20 protein-coding genes and 1 riboswitch are annotated in these 22,567 nt (G+C 71.2%); of the genes, 7 read left to right on the forward strand and 13 right to left on the reverse strand.

Features of this window, described 5'->3' with window-relative positions:
• Positions 1 to 89 precede the first annotated feature (89 nt).
• From trxA to PE066_RS01460, 5 genes are all read left to right on the forward strand, one after another.
• Positions 90 to 422 (forward strand): thioredoxin TrxA, encoded by a 333-nt coding sequence (gene trxA, locus PE066_RS01440; protein ID WP_271234787.1) that lies wholly within the window; start codon positions 90 to 92, stop codon positions 420 to 422.
• A 205-nt stretch (positions 423 to 627) separates the two neighbouring features.
• Positions 628 to 1,893: a transcription termination factor Rho gene (rho, locus tag PE066_RS01445; protein WP_271234788.1), complete on the forward strand. Its 1,266-nt coding sequence runs from the start codon at positions 628 to 630 to the stop codon at positions 1,891 to 1,893.
• 88 nt (positions 1,894 to 1,981) lie between these two features.
• Positions 1,982 to 2,242: a type B 50S ribosomal protein L31 gene (locus tag PE066_RS01450; RefSeq protein ID WP_271234789.1), complete on the forward strand. Its 261-nt coding sequence runs from the start codon at positions 1,982 to 1,984 to the stop codon at positions 2,240 to 2,242.
• A gap of 93 nt (positions 2,243 to 2,335) precedes the next feature.
• Positions 2,336 to 4,021, forward strand: a complete 1,686-nt coding sequence (locus PE066_RS01455; RefSeq protein WP_271234790.1) for a hypothetical protein — start codon at positions 2,336 to 2,338, stop codon at positions 4,019 to 4,021.
• Positions 4,021 to 5,376 (forward strand): MATE family efflux transporter, encoded by a 1,356-nt coding sequence (locus tag PE066_RS01460; protein ID WP_271234791.1) that lies wholly within the window; start codon positions 4,021 to 4,023, stop codon positions 5,374 to 5,376. Before PE066_RS01455 ends, PE066_RS01460 begins: the two co-directional genes overlap by 1 nt.
• On the opposite strand, the gene phoR is transcribed toward PE066_RS01460, so the two are convergent.
• The 7 genes from phoR to pstS form a co-directional block, all read right to left on the reverse strand.
• A complete protein-coding gene (gene phoR, locus PE066_RS01465; RefSeq protein ID WP_271234792.1) occupies positions 5,321 to 6,682 on the reverse strand; it encodes a phosphate regulon sensor histidine kinase PhoR in 1,362 nt (453 codons plus the stop codon). The genes PE066_RS01460 and phoR overlap by 56 nt on opposite strands.
• A gap of 10 nt (positions 6,683 to 6,692) precedes the next feature.
• A complete protein-coding gene (phoB, locus tag PE066_RS01470) occupies positions 6,693 to 7,403 on the reverse strand; it encodes a phosphate regulon transcriptional regulator PhoB (RefSeq protein WP_271234793.1) in 711 nt (236 codons plus the stop codon).
• Complete coding sequence (gene phoU / locus PE066_RS01475; protein WP_271234794.1) at positions 7,400 to 8,113, reverse strand: phosphate signaling complex protein PhoU; 714 nt, start codon at positions 8,111 to 8,113, stop codon at positions 7,400 to 7,402. Before phoU ends, phoB begins: the two co-directional genes overlap by 4 nt.
• 17 nt (positions 8,114 to 8,130) lie before the next feature.
• The gene (gene pstB, locus PE066_RS01480; protein ID WP_271234795.1) at positions 8,131 to 8,904 is read right to left on the reverse strand and encodes a phosphate ABC transporter ATP-binding protein PstB; all 774 of its coding nucleotides are present in this window, start codon (positions 8,902 to 8,904) and stop codon (positions 8,131 to 8,133) included.
• 4 nt (positions 8,905 to 8,908) lie between these two features.
• On the reverse strand, positions 8,909 to 9,802 hold the full coding sequence (gene pstA / locus PE066_RS01485) for a phosphate ABC transporter permease PstA (protein ID WP_271234796.1): 894 nt from the start codon (positions 9,800 to 9,802) through the stop codon (positions 8,909 to 8,911).
• On the reverse strand, positions 9,799 to 10,755 hold the full coding sequence (pstC, locus tag PE066_RS01490; protein WP_271234797.1) for a phosphate ABC transporter permease subunit PstC: 957 nt from the start codon (positions 10,753 to 10,755) through the stop codon (positions 9,799 to 9,801). Before pstC ends, pstA begins: the two co-directional genes overlap by 4 nt.
• A 99-nt stretch (positions 10,756 to 10,854) precedes the next feature.
• A complete protein-coding gene (gene pstS, locus PE066_RS01495; RefSeq protein WP_271234798.1) occupies positions 10,855 to 11,892 on the reverse strand; it encodes a phosphate ABC transporter substrate-binding protein PstS in 1,038 nt (345 codons plus the stop codon).
• A gap of 204 nt (positions 11,893 to 12,096) precedes the next feature.
• Here pstS and PE066_RS01500 point away from each other — a divergent pair, with 204 nt between their 5' ends.
• Positions 12,097 to 13,239, forward strand: a complete 1,143-nt coding sequence (locus PE066_RS01500) for an ABC transporter substrate-binding protein (protein WP_271234799.1) — start codon at positions 12,097 to 12,099, stop codon at positions 13,237 to 13,239.
• Positions 13,240 to 13,280: 41 nt separating this feature from the next.
• Positions 13,281 to 14,768, forward strand: coding sequence for a Ppx/GppA phosphatase family protein (locus PE066_RS01505; protein WP_271234800.1), 1,488 nt, complete (start codon positions 13,281 to 13,283; stop codon positions 14,766 to 14,768).
• Positions 14,769 to 14,796: 28 nt separating this feature from the next.
• On the opposite strand, the gene PE066_RS01510 is transcribed toward PE066_RS01505, so the two are convergent.
• The 6 genes from PE066_RS01510 to PE066_RS01535 all read right to left on the reverse strand — a co-directional run bounded on the left by PE066_RS01510 (position 14,797) and on the right by PE066_RS01535 (position 22,560).
• Entirely contained in the window at positions 14,797 to 15,258 is a 462-nt protein-coding gene (locus PE066_RS01510) for a SixA phosphatase family protein (RefSeq protein WP_271234801.1), read from the reverse strand.
• Positions 15,249 to 17,351, reverse strand: coding sequence for a polyphosphate kinase 1 (gene ppk1, locus PE066_RS01515; protein WP_271234802.1), 2,103 nt, complete (start codon positions 17,349 to 17,351; stop codon positions 15,249 to 15,251). Before ppk1 ends, PE066_RS01510 begins: the two co-directional genes overlap by 10 nt.
• Before the next feature lie 82 nt (positions 17,352 to 17,433).
• The gene (locus PE066_RS01520; RefSeq protein ID WP_271234803.1) at positions 17,434 to 19,710 is read right to left on the reverse strand and encodes a penicillin-binding protein 1A; all 2,277 of its coding nucleotides are present in this window, start codon (positions 19,708 to 19,710) and stop codon (positions 17,434 to 17,436) included.
• A 4-nt stretch (positions 19,711 to 19,714) separates the two neighbouring features.
• Positions 19,715 to 20,329: a trimeric intracellular cation channel family protein gene (locus PE066_RS01525; protein ID WP_271234804.1), complete on the reverse strand. Its 615-nt coding sequence runs from the start codon at positions 20,327 to 20,329 to the stop codon at positions 19,715 to 19,717.
• A 150-nt stretch (positions 20,330 to 20,479) separates the two neighbouring features.
• Positions 20,480 to 20,567, reverse strand: a riboswitch (glycine riboswitch).
• Between the two features lie 44 nt (positions 20,568 to 20,611).
• Complete coding sequence (locus PE066_RS01530; protein ID WP_271234805.1) at positions 20,612 to 21,697, reverse strand: glycosyltransferase family 4 protein; 1,086 nt, start codon at positions 21,695 to 21,697, stop codon at positions 20,612 to 20,614.
• Positions 21,694 to 22,560 carry a UDP-2,3-diacylglucosamine diphosphatase gene (locus PE066_RS01535; protein WP_271234806.1) on the reverse strand — a complete coding sequence of 289 codons (867 nt, stop codon included), beginning with the start codon at positions 22,558 to 22,560 and terminating at the stop codon, positions 21,694 to 21,696. The genes PE066_RS01530 and PE066_RS01535 overlap by 4 nt, the downstream gene beginning before the upstream one ends.
• Positions 22,561 to 22,567: the final 7 nt, after the last annotated feature.

A 22,567-nucleotide genomic window follows, 5' to 3' on the forward strand; every position in this document is an offset into this window, starting at 1 on the left:
CCCCCGCGCGCCGTGCGGTCGCCCGGATTCTGTAAAAATAGCCCCGACAACAACGGCACGGCACCTCGCCGACGAGAAAGGATTTCCCCATGGCCAGCGACCTCATCAAGCATGTCTCCGACGCGAGCTTCGAAGCCGACGTCCTGAAGGCCGGCAAGCCCGTGCTGGTGGACTACTGGGCCGAGTGGTGCGGCCCGTGCAAGATGATCGCGCCCATCCTGGACGAGGTGTCCGCCTCCTACCAGGACAAGCTGCAGATCGCCAAGATGAATGTCGACGAGAACCGCGACATCCCGGCCAAGTTCGGCATCCGCGGCATCCCGACCCTGATGCTGTTCAAGGACGGCCAGCTCGCCGCCACCAAGGTCGGCGCCCTGAGCAAGGCGCAACTGACCGCCTTCCTGGACCAGCAGCTCGGCTGACCGCCGGGCGCCGGCTCCACGGCCGCCGGGGCCGCTCCCCGGCCTGCTTCGCTGCCCCTATAATTTCCCTGCTGACCCGCCGCAACGCCGGCGGCAGCGTCCCGAGTTCCCCGGTCTGCAAGGCGCCTTCCGCCTTGGCCAAAGACCCACCCCCACAAGCCCAAAAACAGCCCCGCCCCGGGGCGCACCCACCGCAGCCGCAGCCATGCATCTGAACGAACTCAAGGCGCTCCACGTCTCCGAAGTCCTCAAGCAAGCCGAAGAGCTCGAGATCGAGAACCCCGCCCGCATGCGCAAGCAGGAGCTGATGTTCGCGATCATCAAGAAGCGCGCCCGCGCCGGCGAGCAGGTGTTCGCCGACGGCGTGCTGGAGATCCTGCCCGACGGGTTCGGCTTCCTGCGCAGCCCGGACACCAGCTACACCGCCAGCACCGACGACATCTACATCTCGCCCTCGCAGGTGAGGCGCTTCAACCTGCACACGGGCGACATGATCGAAGGCGAGGTGCGCACGCCCAAGGACGGCGAGCGCTACTTCGCGCTGACCAAGCTCGACAAGGTCAACGGCCTGCCGCCCGAGCAGAACAAGCACAAGATCATGTTCGAGAACCTCACGCCGCTGTTCCCCAAGGAACAGATGAAGCTGGAGCGTGACAACTTCAAGGGCGAAGAGAACATCACCGGCCGCATCGTCGACATCATCGCGCCGATCGGCAAGGGCCAGCGGGCCCTGCTCGTGGCGCCGCCCAAGAGCGGCAAGACGGTGATGATGCAGCACATCGCGCACGCCATCGCCGCCAACTACCCCGAGAGCATCCTGATGGTGCTGCTGGTGGACGAGCGGCCCGAGGAAGTCACCGAGATGCAGCGCTCGGTCAAGGGCGAGGTGATCGCCTCCACCTTCGACGAGCCGGCGGCCCGCCACGTGCACGTGGCCGAGATGGTGATCGAGCGCGCCAAGCGCCTGGTGGAGCTGAAGAAGGACGTGGTGATCCTGCTGGACTCGATCACCCGCCTGGCCCGCGCCTACAACAACGTCGTGCCCTCGTCCGGCAAGGTGCTGACCGGCGGCGTCGACGCCAACGCGCTGCAGCGGCCCAAGCGTTTCCTGGGCGCGGCGCGCAACGTCGAGGAAGGCGGCTCGCTGACCATCATCGGCACCGCGCTGATCGACACCGGCAGCCGCATGGACGAGGTGATCTTCGAGGAGTTCAAGGGCACCGGCAACAGCGAGATCCACCTGGACCGCCGGCTCTACGAGAAGCGCGTGTTCCCCTCGATCCAGCTCAATCGCTCCGGCACCCGCCGCGAGGAGCTGCTGCTGGCCCCCGAGATCCTGCAGAAGACCCGCATCCTGCGCCAGTTCATGTACAACATGGACGAGATCGAGGCGATGGAGATGGTGCTCAAGTCGATGAAGGCCACCAAGACCAACGTCGAATTCTTCGACATGATGCGCCGCGGCGGCTGAGGCACCCGCCCGCTATAATCGCGTGCTTTGCGGAAAGTAGCCCAGACTGGCTGGACCGGCTCCCGCACCGACCTGGAAGGAATCCGCCATGGCCAAAGAAGGCATCCACCCCAACTACCGCGAAGTGCTCTTCGTGGACCTGTCCAACGGCTTCAAGTTCGTCACGCGCTCGTGCGTGAACACGAAGGAAATGGGCAAGACCGACGACGGCCGCGAGCTGCCGCTGTTCAAGCTGGACACCTCCAGCGAGTCGCACCCGTTCTACACCGGCACGCAGAAGTCGGTCGACAACATGGGCGGCCGGGTCGAGCGCTTCCGCAACCGCTTCGGCAAGACGGCCGCCAAGTAAGCAGCCGCCGCCCGCCGCACCGAGGGCAGCCCGGGTGACCGCGCTGCCCTTTTTGCTGCCTGCCTGAACGGCACACATGGCACACTCGCCCGCGTGAACCAGCCGACCCCCGCGATCGTCGCCCAGAGCGCCGTCCGACGGTTGCCGCGGCTCGCGCTGCTGCTGTTCTGCGCCGCCTACGTCGTGCCCGGCTTCGTCGGCCGCGACCCCTGGAAGAACGCCGACGTCGCCGCCTTCGGCTACATGCTGGAGCTCGCGGCCGGCCGCACCGACTGGCTGGCGCCCACGCTGCTGGGCCAGCCCCCCGAGTTCGACGCGCTGCTGCCCTACTGGCTGGGGGCCTGGGCGATCCGGCTGTTTTCCTGGCTGCCGGCGGACTTCGCCGCGCGGCTGCCGTTCGCCGCCCTGCTGGCGCTCACGCTGGCGGCCACCTGGTACGCGGTCTACTTCCTGGCGCGCACCCCACGCGCGCAGCCGGTGCCCTTCGCCTTCGGCGGCGAGGCCCAGCCCAAGGACTACGCACGCGCCATCGCCGACGGCGGCCTGCTGGCGCTGATCGCCTGCCTCGGGCTGGCGCAGCTCTCGCACGAGACGACGCCGGCGCTGGCCCAGCTCGGTTTCAGCGCGCTGGCCTTCTTCGGCGCCGCGGCCCTGCCCTACCGCACGGCGACTCCGCTGCTGGCCATCGTCCTCGGCCTGGCGGGCCTGGCCCTGAGCGGCGCGCCGAGCACGGCGGTGCTGCTCGGCGCCGGCAGCGCGCTGTTCACGCTGATGGATCCGCCGGACGACGAGCGCCAGCGCCGCCGCCGCTGGCTGTGGGCCGGGCTGCTGGTGGCCAGCACGCTGGCGACGGCCTGGCTGGCCGGCGCGCTCGACCTGTGGCGCTGGCGCATCCCGGCGGCGGACAACCGCGACTGGCATCCGGCGGCGCGCCTGCTGCTCTGGTTCACCTGGCCGGCCGGTCCGCTGGCGGCCTGGACGGTGTGGCGCTGGCGCCGCCAGCTCACCGCGCGCCACGTGGCCCTGCCGCTGTGGTTCGCGCTGGTGGCGATCGGCTCCACGCTGCTGACGCATTCGTCCGACCGCTCGCTGCTGCTGGGCCTGCCGGCGCTGGCGACGCTGGCGGTGTTCGCGCTGCCGACGCTGCGCCGCAGCGTCGCCGCCCTGATCGACTGGTTCACCCTGCTGTTCTTCACCGGCTGCGCCGTGGTGATCTGGGTGGTGTGGATCTCGCTGCACACCGGGGTGCCGGCCAAGCCGGCGGCCAACGTGGCCCGGCTGGCCTCGGGCTTCGAGCCGACCTTCTCGCTGCTGGCCTTCATCGCCGCGCTCGCCGGCACCCTCGCCTGGGGCTGGCTGGTGCGCTGGCGCGCCGGCCGGCATCGCGCCGCCCTCTGGAAGAGCCTGGTGCTGCCGGCCGGCGGCGCCGCCCTGTGCTGGCTGCTGCTGATGACGCTGTGGCTGCCGGTGCTCGACTACGCCCGCAGCTACACCGCGGTGGTGCGCGGCGTGACGCAGGCCATGGACCATCGCGGCTGCACCGAGGTCTACGGCCTCAACCGCGGGCAGGTCGCGGCCCTGCGCTACCACGGCAAGCTGGACGTCAGGCCGGCCGCCACCCAACCGCAGTGCGCCTGGCTGATCATGGGCTCGGACGACCAGCCTGCCGCGGGCATGGCCCTGGACATGAAGCAGTGGCGCCTCGCCGCCACCGTGCGCCGCCCCACCGACCCCAAGGACAACGTCCTGCTCTACGAGCGCCAGTCGCGGGGCGGCTGATGTCCGAGCGCGGCACCATCGCCCGCCACGCGGGCACCGTGCTGGTCGGGCAGCTCGCCACCATGGCCTTCGGGGTGGCCGACACACTGATCGCCGGCCGCTACGCGCCCGAGGCGCTGGCCACGCTGTCGGTCGGCTCGGCGGTCTACATCAGCATCTTTGTCGCCCTGCAGGCGATGGTGCAGGCGCAGCTGCCGGTCTGGGCCGAGCTGCGCGGCCGCCGGCGCGGCCCCGAGGTCGGCCGCTCGGTGCGGCAGGCGGTGTGGCTGTGCGGGGCCGGCATGGTCGTGGGCATGGGGGCGCTGCTGTTCCCCGACCCGCTGCTGCGCTGGGCCGAGGTGCCTCCGCACCTGGAGCAGCAGGTGCTGGACTACCTGGCCGTGCTGGCGCTGTCGCTGCCGGCGGCCCTGCTGTTCCGCGCCTATTCCACCCTCAACCAGGCGCTGGGCCGGCCGGTGATGGTGACCTGGCTGCAGGCCGCCTCGCTGGTGGTGAAGGTGCCGCTGTCGATCTGGCTGACCTTCGGCGGGCTCGGCGTGCCGGCGATGGGCCTGGCCGGCTGCGCCTGGGCGACGGTGATCGTCAACTGGCTGCTGGTGGCGCTGGCCGGCTGGGCGCTGCGCACCCATTCGCTGTACGCGCCGTACCGGATCTGGCGCGCCATCGAGCGGCCCGACTGGAAGACCCTGCGCGCGTTCGCCCGGCTGGGCGTGCCGACCGCGCTGGCGGTGATGGTGGAGGTGACCTCGTTCACGCTGATGGCGCTGTTCATCGCCCGCCAAGGCACGGTGGCCGCGGCCAGCCACCAGATCGCCAGCAACCTCACCGCGGTGCTCTACATGGTGCCGCTGTCGCTCGGCCTGGCCTGCAGCGCCCGGGTCAGCTACTGGCTGGGCGCCGGCGACGACCGGCGCGCGCGCGAGGCCCTGCGCACCGGCCTGCGCATCACGCTGCTGCTGGCGTGCATCAGCGCCGCCATCCTCGTGCTCGGGCGCCATGGCCTGGCGCGCCTGTATGCCGGCGACAACCCGCAGGTGGTGCAAGGGGCCGCCGGGCTGCTGCTGTGGGTGGCCCTGTACCACGTCGCCGATGCGATGCAGGCGCTGTGCGTGTTCCTGCTGCGCAGCTTCGGCGTGGCGACCCGCCCGCTGGTGGTCTATTGCGTGCTGCTGTGGGGCGTCGGCCTGGGCGGCGGCTACCTGCTGGCCTACCGCGGCCTGGGGCCGTGGCCGCCCCTGCACACGCCGGCGGCGTTCTGGGGCGCCGGCGGTGTGGCGCTGGCGCTCACCGCCGCCGTGTTCACGGCGTTGCTCTGGCGCGTGGTGCGCTCGCACCGCCCGGCGGCGGCGGCGTGAGCATCCGGGCGCGCGCCGCCGGCAGCACGATGGCGAACGTGGAGCCGGCCCCCGGCTGGCTGTCGATGCGCAGCTCCGCGCCATGGCGCTGCGCCACGTGCTTGACGATGGCCAGCCCCAGCCCGGTGCCACCGGTCTCGCGCGAGCGGCTGCGGTCGACGCGGTAGAACCGCTCGGTCAGGCGCGGCAGGTGCTCGGGCGGGATGCCCGGGCCGGTGTCGCGCACCGAGAACTCGGCCCGCCCGTCCGGCAGCAGGCGCCAGCGCGCCTCGATGCGGCCGCCCACCGGCGTGTAGCGCACCGCGTTGCTGGCCAGGTTGGACATGGCGCTGAGCAGCTCCGGAGAGGCGCCGCCCACTTCCAGCCCGGCCGGCGACTCGAACACGAACTCGTGCGAATCCTTGCCCAGCACCGCCGACAGCGAGCGCGCGTCCTGCTCGCACTGCGCCAGCAGCGCGCCGGCCGCGGTCCACTCCGACACGCCCGGCGAAGGGCTGCCTTCCAGCCGCGACAGCGTCAGCAGGTCGTTCACCAGCGACTGCATGCGATGGGCCTGCTGCGACATCAACGTCAGGTAGCGGGCGCGGTCGGCCTCGTCCAGCGGCAGCTGCTGCAGCGTCTCGATGAAGCCGGCCAGCACTGTTAGCGGCGTGCGCACCTCGTGCGAGACGTTGGCGACGAAGTCGCGCCGCATGGTGTCGGCCTGCTCGACCGCCGTGACGTCGCGCGACAGCAGCAGCTTGCGTCCCTCGCCGTAGGGGTGCAGTTGCAGCGACAGCCGCACCGGCCGCCCGGGCGAGCTGTCGCGGCCGGTGATGACGACGTCGCGGTAGTAGGCGCCGGCCGCGTTGTAGTCGGCGAAAGCGGGGTCGCGCAACAGGTTGCCCACGTGCTGCAGCAGGTCGCGCTCCGGATCGATGCCGAGTTGGGCCGCCGCGGTCTGGTTGCACCATTCGATGCGCCCCTGGGCATCCAGCAGGACGACGCCGTTGGGCGAGGCCTGGATCGCCGCCAGGAAGGCCTGCAGCCGCGCGCCGGCTTCCTCGGAAGCGCGCTCGCGCAGGCGCAGGGCGCGCCGGATGCGGTCGGCGGTCTCGCCCCACGGCCCGCCGGCGGCCGGCGGCTCGTCTTCGGCGCCGCCACGCAGCCAGCGCAGCACGCGCCAGCCCCGCACGAGATCGACCACGAACCAGGCCAGGGCCCCCGCCAGCGCACCGCCGAAAGCGCCGCGCTCGCCGGCCAGCCAGCCCCCCAGCGCCGCGCCGAGCAGCTGGCAGAACACGAACGCAACGATGCGGTCCGGCATGGATGCCGATTCAGTGGTTGCGCGCTGCCGCTTCCGGCTGGGCGGTGAAGCGGTAGCCCGCCCCCCGCACGGTCTCCACCATCAGGCCGGCCGGGCCGAGCGCCTCGCGCAGCCGCTTGACATGGACGTCGACCGTGCGCTCCTCGATGAATACATGGTCGCCCCAGACCTTGTCGAGCAGCTGCGAGCGGCTGTGCACGCGCTCCGGGTGGTGCATCAGGTAGTTGAGCAGCTTGAACTCGGTCGGCCCCAGCTTGACCGGCTCGCCGCGCCAGCGCGCCCGGTGCGCCTGCGGGTCCAGCGACAGCTCGCCGACCTGCACCGCGCTGCTGTCCTGCTCGGGCGCGCGGCGCCGCAACACGGCGCGGATGCGCGCCAGCATCTCCTGGGTGGAGAACGGCTTGGTGATGTAGTCGTCGGCGCCGGCATCCAGCCCGGCCACCTTGTCCGGCTCGTCGCCGCGCGCCGTGAGCATCAGGATCGGGACGCCGCGGGTGCGCTCGGCGGCGCGCCACTTGCGCGCCAGCGCCAGGCCGCTCTGGCCGGGCAGCATCCAGTCGAGCAGGATGGCGTCGGGCAGCACGGCATCGAGCTCGCGCTGCGCTTCGTCGCCATCGGCGGCCCACACCGGCTCGAAGCCGCCGTGGCGCAGGTTCACCGTCACCAGCTCGGCGATGGCGGGCTCGTCTTCCACCAGCAGGACACGCGGGGACTGCTTCATCGGCCTTCCTGCCGCAGCGCGGACTCGACTTCGGCCATGGACGCGTGGCGGACGTCGGCCCCCTTGACCACGTAGATGATGGACTCGCCGATGTTCTTGGCGTGGTCGCCGATGCGCTCCAGCGCCTTGGCCAGGAACAGCAGGTCCAGGCTGGGCGAGATGGTGCGCGGGTCTTCCATCATGTAGGTGATGAGCTTGCGCACGAAGCCGTCGAACTCGTGGTCGATCTGGTCGTCGGCCTTGAGGATGGACAGCGCGGCGTCGGTGTCCAGTCGCGCGAAGGCGTCCAGCGCGCGCCGCAGCAGCTCCGACGCCAGGTCGGCCGCGACCCGCAGCTCCGAGGCCGGCAGCAGGCGCGCCGAGCCGCTGTCGATGATCGAGCGCACCATGCGTGCGATCTTGGCCGCCTCGTCGCCCACCCGCTCGAGGTTGGCCGTGATCCTGGAGATCGCCATCAGCAGGCGCAGGTCGCGCGCGGTCGGCTGGCGGCGGGCGATGATGGACGACAGCTCGCGGTCGATGTCCAGCTCCATCGCGTTGACGCGCTGCTCGGTGTCCAGCACCTGCAGGGCCGCCTCGGCGTTGAACTGCGACAGTGCATAGACCGCCTGCCGGATCTGCGATTCGACCAGCCCGCCCAGCTCCATCACGCGCGAGGAGGCGCCGTTCAGGTCGCTGTCGAACTGGGTGGAAAGATGCTTGTCGGGCATGGTGCTGCTCCCCTTCCTCAGCCGAACCGGCCGGTGATGTAGTCCTCGGTTTCCTTGCGCCCGGGCTTGAAGAAGATCTGCTCGGTCTCGCCCATCTCCACCAGGTCGCCCAGGTACATGTAGGCGGTGTAGTCGCTCACGCGGGCCGCCTGCTGCATGTTGTGGGTGACGATCACCACCGTGTACTCGTCCTTGAGCTCGGCGATCAGCTCCTCGATGCGGGCGGTGGAGATCGGGTCCAGCGCCGAGCAAGGTTCGTCGAGCAGCAGCACCTCGGGCTTGATGGCGATGCCGCGGGCGATGCACAGGCGCTGCTGCTGGCCGCCCGACAGGCCGGAGCCGCTCTGGCCGAGCTTGTCGCGCACCTCGTTCCACAGCGCCGCCTTGCGCAGCGCCCATTCGACCCGCTCGTCCATGTCGGTCGCGTTCAGGCTCTCGAACAGGCGCACGCCGAAGGCGATGTTGTCGTAGATCGACATCGGGAACGGCGTCGGCTTCTGGAACACCATGCCGACGCGGGCGCGGATCAGCGCCACGTCCTTCTTCGAGGCCAGCAGGTCCTCGCCATCGAGCACGATCTGGCCCTCGGCGCGCTGGTCGGGGTACAGCTCGTACATGCGGTTGAAGGTGCGCAGCAGCGTCGACTTGCCGCAGCCCGAGGGGCCGATGAAGGCGGTGACCTTCTTCTCCGGGATTTCCAGGTTGATGCCCTTCAGGGCGTGGAACTTGCCGTAATAGAAGTTCAGGTCCTTCACCGCGATCTTGGGGGCGGGCTTGTGCAGGGATTTCATGGAATCAGGCCTTGTTGCGCGTCAGCACGCGCGCCAGGATGTTGAGGCCCAGCACGGCAGCGGTGATCAGGAACACGGCGGCCCAGGCCAGCTGCTGCCAGTTCTCGTAGGGGCTCATCGCGAACTTGAAGATGGTCACCGGCAGGCTGGCCATGGGCTGGCCCATGTCGGAGGTCCAGAACTGGTTGTTCAGCGCGGTGAACAGCAGCGGCGCGGTCTCGCCGGAGATGCGCGCCACCGCCAGCAGCACGCCCGTCACCACGCCGGCACGCGCCGCGCGCAGGGTGATCGAGGTGATCACCTTCCACTTGGGCGCGCCCAGCGCATAGGCCGCCTCGCGCAGGCCGGAGGGCACCAGCAGCAGCATGTTCTCGGTGGTGCGGATCACCACCGGGATCACGATCAGCGCCAGCGCCAGCGCGCCGGCCCAGCCGGAGAAGTGCCTGAAGCGCGCCACCACCACCGCGTAGATGAACAGGCCGATCACGATGGAGGGCGCCGACAGCAGGGTGTCGTTGACGAACCGGGTCGAGGAGCCGAGCCAGCCCTGCGGGTCGTACTCGGCCAGGTACACGCCGGCCAGGATGCCGATCGGCGTGGCGATGAAGGTGGCCGCCGTCACCATCAGGAAGGAGCCGTACAGCGCGTTGGCCAGGCCGCCGGGTTCGTTCGGCGGCGGCGTCATCTGCGTCAGGGTCGACCAGGCCAGCCCGGCCACGCCCAGCCGCACCGTCTCCCACAGGATCCACAGCAGCCAGAACACGCCGAAGGCCATGGCTGCCAGCGACAGCGCCAGGGCCACCTGGTTGACCCGCTTGCGGGCCGCGTAGCGCCGCTCGCGCAGGGCGGCGGCGTCGGCCCGGGCAATCAGCCGGGCGCCGGTTCCGGTATCGCTCATGAGCGCGCTCCCTCGCCCTTGCGCAGCTGCATCAGCAGCAGCTTGGACAGCGACAGCACCACGAAGGTGATGAAGAACAGCACCAGGCCCAGGTAGATCAGGGCCGCCTGGTGCAGCCCGCCGGCCGCCTCGGCGAACTCGTTGGCCAGGGCCGAGGTGATGCTGTTGGCCGGCTGGAACAGCGACAGCGAGTCGAGCTGGTTGAAGTTGCCGATGACGAAGGTGACCGCCATGGTCTCGCCCAGCGCACGGCCGAGCCCCAGCATGATGCCGCCGATGACGCCGGCCTTGGTGTAGGGCAGCACCACGCGCGAGACGACCTCCCAGGTCGTCGAGCCCAGCGCATAGGCCGATTCCTTCAGCATCGGCGGCGTGACGTCGAACACGTCGCGCATCACGGCCGTGATGAAGGGAATGATCATGATGGCCAGGATGATCCCGGCCGACAGGATGCCGATGCCGACCGGCGGCCCCGACACCAGCGCGCCCAGGTAGGGCACGCCCGACAGCAGCTTCTGCAGCGGCTGCTGCACCCAGGTGGCGAGGATCGGGCCGAACACCAGCAGGCCCCACATGCCATAGACGATGGAGGGCACCGCGGCCAGCAGTTCGATCGCGGTGCCGAGCGGGCGCTTGAGCCAGGCCGGCGACAGCTCGGTCAGGAACAGCGCGATGCCGAAGCTCACCGGCACCGCGATCACCAGCGCGATCAGCGAGGTGGCGACGGTGCCGTAGATCATCACCAGGCCGCCGTACTCGTTGGTGACGGGATCCCAGGTGGTGCTGGTGAGAAAGCCCAGGCCGTAGCGCTCGATGGCCGGCCATGCGCCGACGACCAGCGAGGCGAGGATGGCCAGCAACAGCCCCAGGGTGGTGATGGCGGCGGCTCGGGCGGCCCAGCCGAACACGCGGTCCGCCCAGGCGCCGGTGAGACGCCGGCTGGGCGGCTTCATGTGGCTGGCCCGCGCGCGCTGCGGCGCGCGGGGTACTTCGAGGCTGCCTTCATGGGCCGGAAGTGTAGAAGACACGCGCGCCGCCCCTTGACTGCCAGCTTACTTGGCGACGACGGGCTTGCCCGAGGCGTCCTTGATCTCGGCGGCCCAGAGCTTGCGCACCTGATCCTTCACCGAGGCGGGCATCGGCACGTAGTCGAGGTCGTCGGCGGTCTTGTCGCCGTTCTTGTAGGCCCAGTCGAAGAACTTCAGCGCGGCCGCAGCCTGCGCCGGCTTGTCCTGCGCCTTGTGCATCATGATGAAGGTCGCGCTGGAGATCGGCCACGACTTCGCGCCCGGCTGGTTGGTCAGGATCTGGTAGAAGCTCTTGGACCAGTCGGCACCGGCGGAAGCGGCCGCGAAGGCGTCGGCATCGGGGCTCACGAACTGGCCGGCGGCGTTCTGCAGCTGCGCGTACGTCATCTTGTTCTGCTTGACATAGGCGTACTCGACGTAGCCGATCGAGTTCGGCAGGCGGCCCACGAAGGCGGCGACGCCCTCGTTGCCCTTGCCGCCGGCGCCGGTCGGCCAGTTCACGGCCGTGCCCTCGCCCACCTTGGCCTTCCACTCGGCGTTGACCTTCGACAGGTAGTTGGTGAAGCCGAAGGTGGTGCCGGAACCGTCCGCGCGGCGCACCGGCGCGATCGCGGCATCCGGCAGGCTCAGCGACGGGTTCAGCGCCTTGATCGCCGGGTCGCTCCAGTTGCTGATCTTGCCCAGGTAGATGTCGCCCAGCACCTGGCCGTTCAGGCGCAGCTGGCCGGGAGCGATGCCCTTGATGTTGACCACCGGCACCACGCCGCCGATCACCATCGGGAACTGGACCAGGCCCTTCTTCTGGAGCTCCTCGTCCTTCAGCGGCGCATCGGAGGCGCCGAAGTCCACCGTCTTGGCCTCGATCTGGCGCATGCCGGCGCCGGAGCCGACCGACTGGTAGTTGATGCGGGCACCGGCCGCCTTCTGGTAGTCGGAGGCCCACGTGGCGTACAGCGGCGCCGGGAAGCTGGCGCCGGCGCCGGTGACGTCCTGCGCGGCAGCCAGGCCGGCCAGGGAGAAGGAAACCAGGCCGATGGCGGCCGTGCGGAAGCGGTTGTTCATTCGGATATTCCTGTGGTCTTGGATGAAACCGAACGGCAATTTAAGAAGCTTGCGTGACAGCCCTGTGACAGGGCCCCGGCCGGCGTCACGCCAAGTGCAGGAAGGCTGGGCCGGCTTGCGGGCGCACGTCACGCTGCGGTCACGATTGCGTCACGGGGGCTCCCTAAGCTCGGTTGCATTTCCACACAATCGAAGGATTCCCCCATGACTTCGCGCGAGCCCGTCGCGCTGCGCCGCCGGGCGCTGCTCCTGTCCACCGCCGCGGCCGGCATCGCGCCGTTCGCCCTGGCCCAGCCCGGCCGCGCGGCCGCCGGCAAGCCCATCACGGTGGCCCAGATCTTCGATGCCTCGCCGTCGCAGCAGGACGTCGCCAAGGACTTCCTGATCGGCTCGCGCGCCGCCTGGCAGGAGATCAACGCCCGGGGCGGGGTGCGCGGCCGGCCGGTCAACCACCTGAACCTGGAGGTCGACGGTTCCGCCGCCAGCGTGCGCAGCGTGCTGGGCACCCTGCGCGAGGACCCCAGCTGCGTGGTCCTGTCGGGCACCGCCGGCGATCCGCTGGCGGCCGAAGTGGCCGGCCAACTGCAGCGCGAGCCGTTCGCCATCGCCCATGCCGCCCCCTGGCTGCAGAACTCCAGCATCGAGGTGGACGAGCAGACCTTTCCGATCTTCGCCGCCCGCCAGGAGCAGATCGGCCATGCACTGAAGACCTTGACCGAGGTTGGCATCCGGGACATCGGCGCCGTCTACGGGTCGCCCGCCGACCACCTGCTCTACCGGACCGACGTCGAGCGCACGGCCGCCGCCCTCCAGCTGCGGCTGCAGAGCTTCGTGGCCGAAGGCGACCTGGCGCGCCTGGGGCAGCGCCTGACGCCCGGCACCCCGGCCATCCTGCTGTTCGTCGGCGGCACGCCGGAGCTGGTGCAGTTCACCCGCGGCCTCGAGCGGCAGCAGCGCCAGCGCTACCTGGTGGCGCTGGCCGACGTGAACCTGCAGACCGTCAAGCAGATGGGCGGGGCCCGCAGCACGCCGGTGATCGCCACCCAGGCCGTGCCGATCGTGACCGCCAGCCTGCCGGTGGTGCGCGCCTACCGCGACACCCTGGCCCGGCTGTTCGACGAGCCGCCGGCGCCGCTGTCGCTCGCCGGCTTCATCGCCGCCCGCTACACCTACGAGGTGCTCGCGGACATCGACGGCGCCCTCACCCGGGCCAGCGCGCTGGCCGCCTTCCAGCGGCGCGGCACCCTCGACGTCGGCGGCTTCCGGGTGAGCTTCGATGCCCGGCGGCGCAGCGGCCGCTTCGTCACGCAGAGCATGCTGACGCAGGACGGACGGGTCGTCGGCTGACGCCGCGCGCGGGCGGCGCCGATTGGTATGCTGCTTCGCCCATGCAGAACGGAACCCTCCTGGCCGCGGTCGATCTCGGCTCCAACAGCTACCGGCTGGAGATCGGCCGCCACGACCACGGACAGATCCAGCGGGTCGAATACCTGAAGGAGACGGTGCGCCAGGGCGCCGGCCTGGACGAGGCGCGCAACCTGACGCCGGCCGCCATGCAGGCCGGGCTGGATTGCCTGGCCCGCTTCGCCGAGCGGCTGGCGGGCTTCCCCCGCCGGCAGGTGCGCGCCGTCGCCACCCAGACCCTGCGCGAGGCGCGCAACCGCGACGAATTCCTGGCGCGCGCCCATCGCGTGCTGGGTTTCCCGATCGACGTGGTTTCCGGCGGCGAGGAGGCCCGGCTGATCTACCAGGGCGTCGCGCACCTGCTGCCGCAGTCGGAGGAGCGGCGGCTGGTGGTGGACATCGGCGGCCGCTCCACCGAGCTGATCGTGGGCCGGCAATACGAGGCCCGGGCCACCAGCAGCTTCCGGGTGGGCAGCGTGTCCTGGTCGATGCGCTACTTCCCGCACGGCGAATTCACCGAGGCCGCCTTCGCGCGCGCCGGGGTGGCGGCCCAGGCCGTCTTCGAGGAGGCCGCGGGCCGCTACGACCGCGAGCACTGGGACCTGGCCTACGGCTCGTCCGGCACCATCGGCGCCGTCGGCGCCCTCCTGGAAGCGGCGGGCCGCGGCCCCGGCATCTCGCGCAAGGACCTGCAGTGGCTGCTCGAGCAGCTGCTGGCGGCGCGCACCGCGAGCCGCGTGCGCCTGGCCGCGCTGAAGGACGACCGGCGGCCGGTGATCGGCGGCGGGCTGTCGGTGCTGCTGGCGGTGTTCGACCTGCTCGGCATCGACAGCCTGCAGCCGGCGGCGGGCGCCCTGCGCCACGGCGTGCTCTACGACCTGCTCGACCGCGACCAGGCCAGCGGCGACGTGCGCTCCGCCACCGTGCAACGCATGGCCGCAGCCTTCGCGGTCGATGCGGTGCAGGCGCAGCGGGTCGGCGACACGGCGGTGCTGCTGCTGCGGCAGTTGCGCGCCGGCGGCGGCACGTCCGCAGAGCCGGAGCGCGACGAGCGCAAGCTGCGCTGGGCCGCCATGCTGCACGAGATCGGCTGCCGGATCTCGCACAGCGACTACCACAAGCACGGCGCCTACATCCTCGACAACGCCGAGGCGCCCGGCTTCGCCCGGCACGAGTTGCACCGGCTGGGCCTGCTGGTGCTGGGCCATCGCGGCAAGCTGCGCAAGCTCGACACGGAACTGGGCGATGCCCTCTTCGTGCAGCAGCTGTTGTGCCTGCGGCTGGCCGTGATCCTGTGCCACGCCAGGCGCAAGCCGGACCTGCAGGGGGTGTCGCTGCACGCGGCGGGCCCGGCGACGTTCGTCCTGTCGCTGCGGCCCGACTGGGTCCGCACCTTCCCGCAGTCGGCCCACCTGCTGCGCGAGGAAGCCGTGGCCTGGCACAAGACGGCCTGGAGCCTTCAGCTGGCCTGAGCCGGCGCAGCCGTTGCGGAGCCCGGCTTCAACCGAGCTCCGGCGAATGGACCGCCAGCACCACGGTCTGGCTGTCGCCGGCCCGCTCGCGCGTGCGGATCCACCAGGCCGCGCCCTTGCGCACCGGGCAGTGGCCGCCGGCGATGCCGAGCAGGTGCGCCAGCGTTTCGCCCAGCACCGGCTGGTGCCCCACCAGCAGCACCGGCTGCCGCGCCACCGGCCACTGCGCCGCATCCAGCAACTGCTCGACGGTGGTACCCGGCACCAGCTCCGGCCGCAGCTTGTACTTGCGCCCCAGCGCCAGCGCGGTCTGCTCGCAGCGCCGCGCCGGGCTGCTCAGGATCCGGGCGCCATCGGGCAGCAGGCGGTCCAGCCAGGCGGCCGCGCGGGCGGCCTGCTTCTCGCCGCGCGCCGTGAGCGCCCGGTCCAGGTCGTCCAGGCCGTCGTGCGGGTCCTCCGCTTCGGCATGCCGCCACAGGATCAGGTCCACAGCGCCTCCTCGACCACCGGTTCGCGCGCGCCGTGGCGGGCCATCAGCGCCGCCTGCGCACCATGGCCCTTGGGCTGGACGGCGCCCCTGGCGCGCCGGTAGCGGCCGTCCTCCATCAGGTCCCAGGCATCGCGGTCGTCGTGCAGGTAGGCGACCAGGCACTCGTCGACGATGCGCCGCAGCAGCGCCGGCTCGGTCACCGGCCAGGCCAGTTCGATCCGGCGCAGCATGTTGCGGTTCATCCAGTCGGCGCTGGACAGGAACAGCTCCTCCTGGCGGCCGGCGCGGAAATAGAACACGCGCGAGTGCTCCAGGAAGCGCCCGATGATCGAGCGCACCCGGATGTTGTCGGTGCGGCCGGGCAGGCGCGGCGGCAGCATGCAGGCCCCGCGCACGATCAGGTCGATGCGCACGCCGGCGCGGCCTGCGCGGACCAGGGCCCGGATCATGGGCTCGTCGGTCAGCGCGTTCATCTTCAGCACGATGCGCGCCTCCTGGCCGGCCGCCGCCGCCGCGGCCAGCGCATCGATGCGCTCGACCATGCGGCGCTGCAGCTGGAACGGCGCGATCAGCGCCTGGTTCAGCCGCGGCAGCCGCGTCTGGCTGGCCAGGTGCACGAAGATGGCATCGACATCGGCCGTGAGCTGCGGGTTGGCCGTGAGGTGGCTCAGGTCGGTGTACAGGCGCGCCGTGCGGGCGTTGTAGTTACCGGTGGACAGGTGGGCGTAGCGCACCAGCTGGCGGCCTTCGCGGCGCGTCACCAGCATCATCTTGGCGTGGGTCTTCAGGCCCACCACCCCATAGACCACCTGGGCGCCGACCGACTCGAGCTGGTCGGCCCAGTTGATGTTGGCCTCCTCGTCGAAGCGGGCCTTGAGCTCCACCACCGCCGTCACCTCCTTGCCGCGGCGCACCGCCTCGCGCAGCAGGTCGATCAGCACGGAGTCGGAGCCGGTGCGGTAGATGGTCTGCTTGATGGCCAGCACCGCCGGGTCCTCGACCGCCTCGCGCAGGAACGCGACCACGCCCTCGAAGCTCTCGAACGGCTGGTGGATCAGCACGTCGCGCCGGCGCAGTTGCGCGAAGATCGACTGGCCGGGCAGCAGCCCGGCCGGGTAGCTGGCGCGGTACGGCGCGAACAGCAGCTGCGGCGCTTCCACCAGGTCGATCAACTGCTGCAGACGCACCAGGTTGACCGGCCCGTGCACCCGGTACAGCGCGGCCGGCGGCAGGGCGAACTGCTGAAGCAGGAAGCTGGCCAGCGGCTCCGCGCAACCCGCCGAGACCTCCAGCCGCACGGCCTGGCCGTAGTGCCGGTGCTGCAGCCCCAGGCGCAGGGCCGTGCGCAGGTTCAGGACGTCGTCCTCGTCGACCGCCAGGTCCGAATGGCGCGTCACGCGGAACTGCGAGAAGGATCCGACCTGGCGGCCGGGGAACAGGTCCTGCAGGTGCGCGCGGATCACGCTGGACAGCGAGACGAACAGCGCCTTGCGCCCGGCCACCTTGGCCGGCATGCGGATCAGGCGCGGCAGCACGCGCGGCACCTTGACGATGGCGATCGCGTTCTCGCGCCCGAAGGCGTCGGCGCCGCCCAGCTCGACGATGAAATTGAGCGACTTGTTGGCCACCTGCGGGAACGGGTGGGCCGGATCCAGCCCCACCGGCACCAGCAGCGGCCGCACCTCGCGTGCGAAGTACTCCTCGACCCAGCGCCGCTGGGCGGACGTGCGGTCGCCGTGCGAAACGATGGCAATGCCCTCGGCGGCGAAGGCCGGCGTGAGTTCGTCGTTGAACAGCGCGTACTGCTGGTCCACCAGCTGGTGCGCCGCCGCGGCCAGCGCCTCGGCGCCGGCGGCCGTGTAGCTGCCCTTGGTTTCGCCCTTGACCACCGCCGCCAGGTGCGGTGCAGCGCGCACCTCGAAGAATTCGTCGAGGTTGGACGAAACGATGCACAGGTAGCGCAGGCGCTCGAGAAGCGGCACGTCGCGCCGGCGCGCCCAGTCGAGCACGCGCTCGTTGAAGGCGAGAATGCTGTGGTCGCGGTCGAGGAACGGGATCGTTTCGCCTTGCTGCGGGGCCTTTGCCGGCTTCATGGAGGGTCAAGCTTGACGGGCTCGCGACCAGTGTTCACTTTCCGGATGACGGCTTGATGACACCCCAGCCGGGAAGACCGGCTCAGCCCGGGCAGGCGAGCGGGAGCGCGACGTGGGGAAAGACGTCCTCGACGCAGGCCTCGCCCAGGTACTCCGGATACACGAAGTCGCCGCCGAACGACGCCAGGTCCTGCGGCATCGTCGGCGTCATCGCCGTGCGGCCGGCGACCGCGCCCTTCATGTAGTGCGACCACACCGGCAACGCCAGGGTGCCGCCGGTGGCTCGGCCCAGGCTGCGGGGCTGGTCGTACCCCATCCAGACCACCGTGGACAAGCCCGACGAGTAGCCGGCGAACCAGACGTCGCGTGCATCGTTCGAAGTGCCGGTCTTGCCCGCGACGTCCTCGCGCCCGATCGCCAGCGCCCCGCGCCCGGTGCCCTGGCGCACCACGTCGCGCAGCAGGTTGTCCATCACGTAGGCGTTGCGCCGCGAGATGGCGCGCTCGCGCACCGGCTCGCCGGCCTGGTAGAGCACCGGGCCATCGCGCTCGGCCACCCGCAGCACCAGGCGTGGCGCCACCCGCTGGCCGCCGTTGGCAAACACCGCGTAGGCACCGGCCAGCCCGAGTGGGCTGATGGCGCCCGCGCCGAGGGCGAGCGGCAGCTCCGCGGGGTTGAGGCTCGGGTCGAAGCCGAAGCGGGCCGCGAAAGCCTGGACGTGGCGGGCGCCGATCGCCTCCATCAGGTTCACGGTGGCCACGTTCTTCGAGCGCACCAGCGCGCGGCGCGCCGAGGTCACGCCGTCGTACTGGTGCCCGTAGTTGCGCGGCGTCCAGGCCTTGCGGCCGCGCGCCGCCGGCGTCACCTCGCGTTGCGCGTCGGCCAGCAGCGTGCCGGGGAAGAAGCCCTTTTCCAGGGCGGCCGAGTACACGAAGGGCTTGAAGGTGGAGCCCGGCTGGCGCAGCGCCTGCACGGCGTGATCGTACTGGCCCCTTCGTGCGTCGAAGCCGCCGGCCAGGGCCAGGATCTCGCCACTGCCGGCGTCGAGCGTGACCAGCGCGCCTTCCAGGCGAGGCAATTGCCGCAGCCGCCAGCGCGGACCCTGCGCCTCGACCCGGATCACCGAGCCGGCCTCGATTCGCGTGCGCGCACCCGCCTGCGGGCGCAGTGCCGCCACGGCCCAGGACGGCAGTTCGGCGCGAGCGAGCATCAGCGCCGTGCCGTCGCGCAGCACCGCATCGATGCCCGCCCCCGTCACCGCGCGGACCACCGCCACCCGCAACGTATCGCTGTCGCCATAAGCGGCCAGTGCCCGGCGCAGGGCCGGCCCGGTGGGCAGCGGCAGCGGCAGCCGACCCTCGGGACCGGCGTAGCCGCGCTGCGCCTGCGCCCGCAGCAGGCCCTCGCGCAGGGCGCCCATGGCGGCGCGCTGCTGCTGCACGTCGATGCTGAGCGTCACGTCCAGGCCACGGGTGTAGGCCTCCTCGCCGAAGCGCTCGACCACCATCTGGCGAGCCTGTTCGACGGGATGGCCGGCGGCGAACTCGCCGACGCCGGGTCCGTCGCGCAGCACCAGCGGCTCCGCCCGGGCCTGCTCGTAGGCGGCCCGGTCGATCCAGCCGAGCGCCTGCAGGCGCGACAGGATGTGGTGCTGGCGCACGACGGCGCGCTCCCGGTTGGCGACCGGGTTGTAGGCGGAAGGCGCCTTGGGCAGGCCCGCCAGCATCGCCGCCTCGGCCAGCGTGAGCTCCTGCAGCGGCTTGTCGAAATAGACGGACGCGGCAGCAGCAAAGCCATAGGCGCGCTGGCCCAGGTAGGCCTGGTTCATGTACAGCTCGAGGAGCTTGTCCTTGTCGTAGGCCCTCTCGAGCTTGTAGGCGAGCAGGATCTCCATGATCTTGCGCCGGTAGGTCTTCTCCGCGCTGAGGAAGAACAGGCGCGCCACCTGCATGGTGATGGTGCTGCCGCCTTGCGCGTGTCCGCCGGCCGCGACGTTGGCCCAGGCGGCGCGGGCCAGACCCGCGTAGTCCACGCCACGGTGTTCGTAGAAGGCGCTGTCCTCGATCGCCAGCAGCGCCTGCCGCAACTGCATGGGGATTTCGTCGATCGCCACGAACTCGCGCCGCTCCTCGCCGAACTCGGCCAGCAGCGTGCCGTCACGCGCATGGATGCGCAGAGGCAGCCGGGGCTGGTAGTCGGCCAGGTGGTCCACCGCGGGCAGTTCCTGCCACAGGCGGTTCACCACGAAGGCCCCGCCCGCCAGGCCGGCGGCCGCCAAACCGATCACCAGGCCGATCGCGAAGCGCAGCATCGCGCGACGCGCGCTGGAGGATGAAGGGGACGCATCCTGCGGCGGCATGGCTTCAGTCCCAGGCCGCGCGATGCGAGAACGTCGGCAGGCGCCAGCCGCGCCAGATCGCCAGCAACCGCAGCGCCAGGCCGGCGGCGAAGCTGACGGCGGTGTTCCAGTCGGGCGGCACCCCCAGTTCGCGCAGCAGCAGGAACAGCAGGCACACCGCCAGCGACACCACGGCGTAGAGCTCCTGCCGGAAGACGATCGGTACCTGGTTGCACAGGACGTCGCGCAGCACGCCGCCGAAGATGCCGGTCATCATGCCGGCCATCACCACCACTGGTAGCGGATACCCCATGCGCAGCGCGACGTCACTGCCGATCAGGGAAAAGGCCACCAGGCCCATGGCATCGAGTACCAGGAACAGGCGCCGCACGTGGTGCAGGTGGCTGGCCACCAGCACCGTCAGCAGGCCGGCGCCGAGCACCAGGTAGACGTGGCCGGGATGCTGCGTCCAGCCGATCGGGAAGCGCCCCAGCACGATGTCCCGCAAGGTGCCGCCGCCCAGGGCGGTGACGAAGGCAATCACGCTGACGCCGAAGACGTCCATGCGGCGGCGGCCGGCGGCGAGCGCGCCGGAGGTCGCCTCGGCAGCGATGGCGACAAGGTAGACGATGCTGAGCAAGGGGACTCCCACGGTGGACGCGGCCACGCGCGCCACGCGGACGCGAAGACCTGCTGCGCCTCTCCCCCTGTCCCTTGAACCTGAGAGTTTCGGTTGCGCGGGCAACCTGCCCCTTCGGTGGGCCGTGACGGCCACTCTCCAGTCGGCGAAATCGAGCCTGCGGTCCTTTTGCCTGAGCGATGATGGGAGTTTGCGCCTTCGGCGGGGGCATGCAGCCCCGCTCTCCCGCAGGACACCCATTATCTCATCCGTGCGGCCACGCCTTGGCGCGTCGCGGCCCGGTCAGTCCCCCGGGGCCGTGGCCGACGAACGGCCCAGCGGCGCCTCGCGGTCCGTGCGCACCGGCACCAGGAACCCGGCGAACAGCTGCGCGGCGTGCTGCCAGCTGAAGTCCAGGGCGCGCGCGCGTGCCTCGCGCCGGGGCACGGCCATCGCCTCGAAGCAAGCCTGCTGCAGGTCCTGGTGCATGGCGCCGCCCATGGCGCGGGCCCCGTCCGGGGTTCGGCGCCCCAGCACCTCCAGCGGGCCATCCACCGGGAAGGCGGCCACGGGTGTGCCGGTCGCCATCGCCTCCACCATCACCAGGCCGAAGGTGTCGGCGTGGCTGGGGAACACGAACAGGTCGGCCGCCGCGTAGACGCGCGCCAGCTCGCTGCGCGGCAGCAGGCCGAGCCAGCGCACGTTGCCGAAGCGCTCCTTGAGCCGTTGCGCCACCGGGCCGACACCGCAGACCACCTTGGTGCCCGGGAAGTCGAGCCGCAGGAAGGCCTCGATGTTCTTCTCGTAGGAGATGCGGCCGACGAACAGCGCCACCGGCCGCGCCAGCTGGCCGAGGGCCGGGTGCGGCCGCGGCATCGGCTCGAACGCGAACAGGTCGGTGTCCACGCCGTGCGTCCAGGCCCGGAGGTTGGCGAAGCCACGCTGCTGCAGCATCTGCAGCACGCTGCGGGTGGGCACCATCACGCCGGACGACGGCGCGTGGAAGTGCCGCATCAGCGCGTAACCCCAGGACACCGGCACGCGCAGCGCGGCATTCGCGATCTCCGGGAACTTGGTGTGGAACGCGGTGGTGAAGGCCAGCCCGCGCTGCAGGCAGTAGCGGCGCCCGGCCCAGCCCAGCGGTCCCTCGGTCGCCAGGTGGATCGCGTCCGGGCGGAACACGTCGAGCCGGCTGGCCAGCGCCCGGCCCGGCGCCACCGCCAGGTCGATGCCGGGATAGCCCGGGCACGGCCGGGTGCGGAACTGGCCCGGCTCGACCACCAGCACCTCGTGGTGGGCCGCGGTCAGGTGGCGGACCAGTTCCACCAGCGTGGTGACCACGCCGTTGACCTGGGGCTGCCAGGCATCGGTGACCAGGGCAATCCTCATGCCGGCTCCGCCACGGCGCTGCGCTGCGCGACCGGGTGGTCGACGGCGCCCCAGTGCACCAGCTCGAGCCGGCCGTCGTGGTGCTCCACCAGCGCGGTGCGGCTCTCGACCCAGTCGCCGTCGTTGCAGTACAGCAGGCCGCCGATGTCGCGCATCTCGGCGCGGTGGATGTGGCCGCAGACCACGCCGTCGTGGCCGCGCCGGCGCGCCTCGTGGGCGACCGCTTCCTCGAAGCTGGTGACGTAGCTGACGGCCTTCTTCACCCGGCCCTTGAGCCAGGCCGACAGCGACCAGTAGGGCAGCCCCAGGCAGGCGCGCAGCCGGTTCAGGTGGCGGTTGATCCGCAGCGACAGCTCGTACAGCCGATCGCCCACCACGGCCAGCCAGCGCGCGCACTGGATCACGCCGTCGAAGGCATCGCCGTGCAGCACCCACAGCCGGCGGCCGTCGGCAGTGACGTGCACCGCTTCCAGCTCGACCTGGATGCCGCCGAAGCCATGGCCGGCGAACTGGCGCGCGAACTCGTCGTGGTTGCCCGGAACGAACACCACCCGGCAGCCCTTGCGGGCGCGCCGCAGCACCTTCTGCACCACGTCGTTGTGGGCCTGCGGCCAGAACCAGCGCCGGCGCAACTGCCAGCCGTCGACGATGTCGCCCACCAGGTACAGGTACTCGCTGGGGTGGTGCCTGAGGAAATCCAGCAGCGCCGCCGCCTGGCAGCCGGCGGTGCCGAGGTGGATGTCGGAGACGAAGACGGCGCGCAGCGGCGGCCGCCCGGGCCGGGCGGCGGCGAACGGTTCGCCGGCACCGCCGGCGAGTCCCCCGGCAGCCATGGGACCGAGGGCATCGAAGACGGTGCGCATGGCGGCT

Source organism: Ramlibacter tataouinensis (genome assembly GCF_027941915.1).
GTDB lineage: Bacteria > Pseudomonadota > Gammaproteobacteria > Burkholderiales > Burkholderiaceae_C > Ramlibacter > Ramlibacter tataouinensis_C.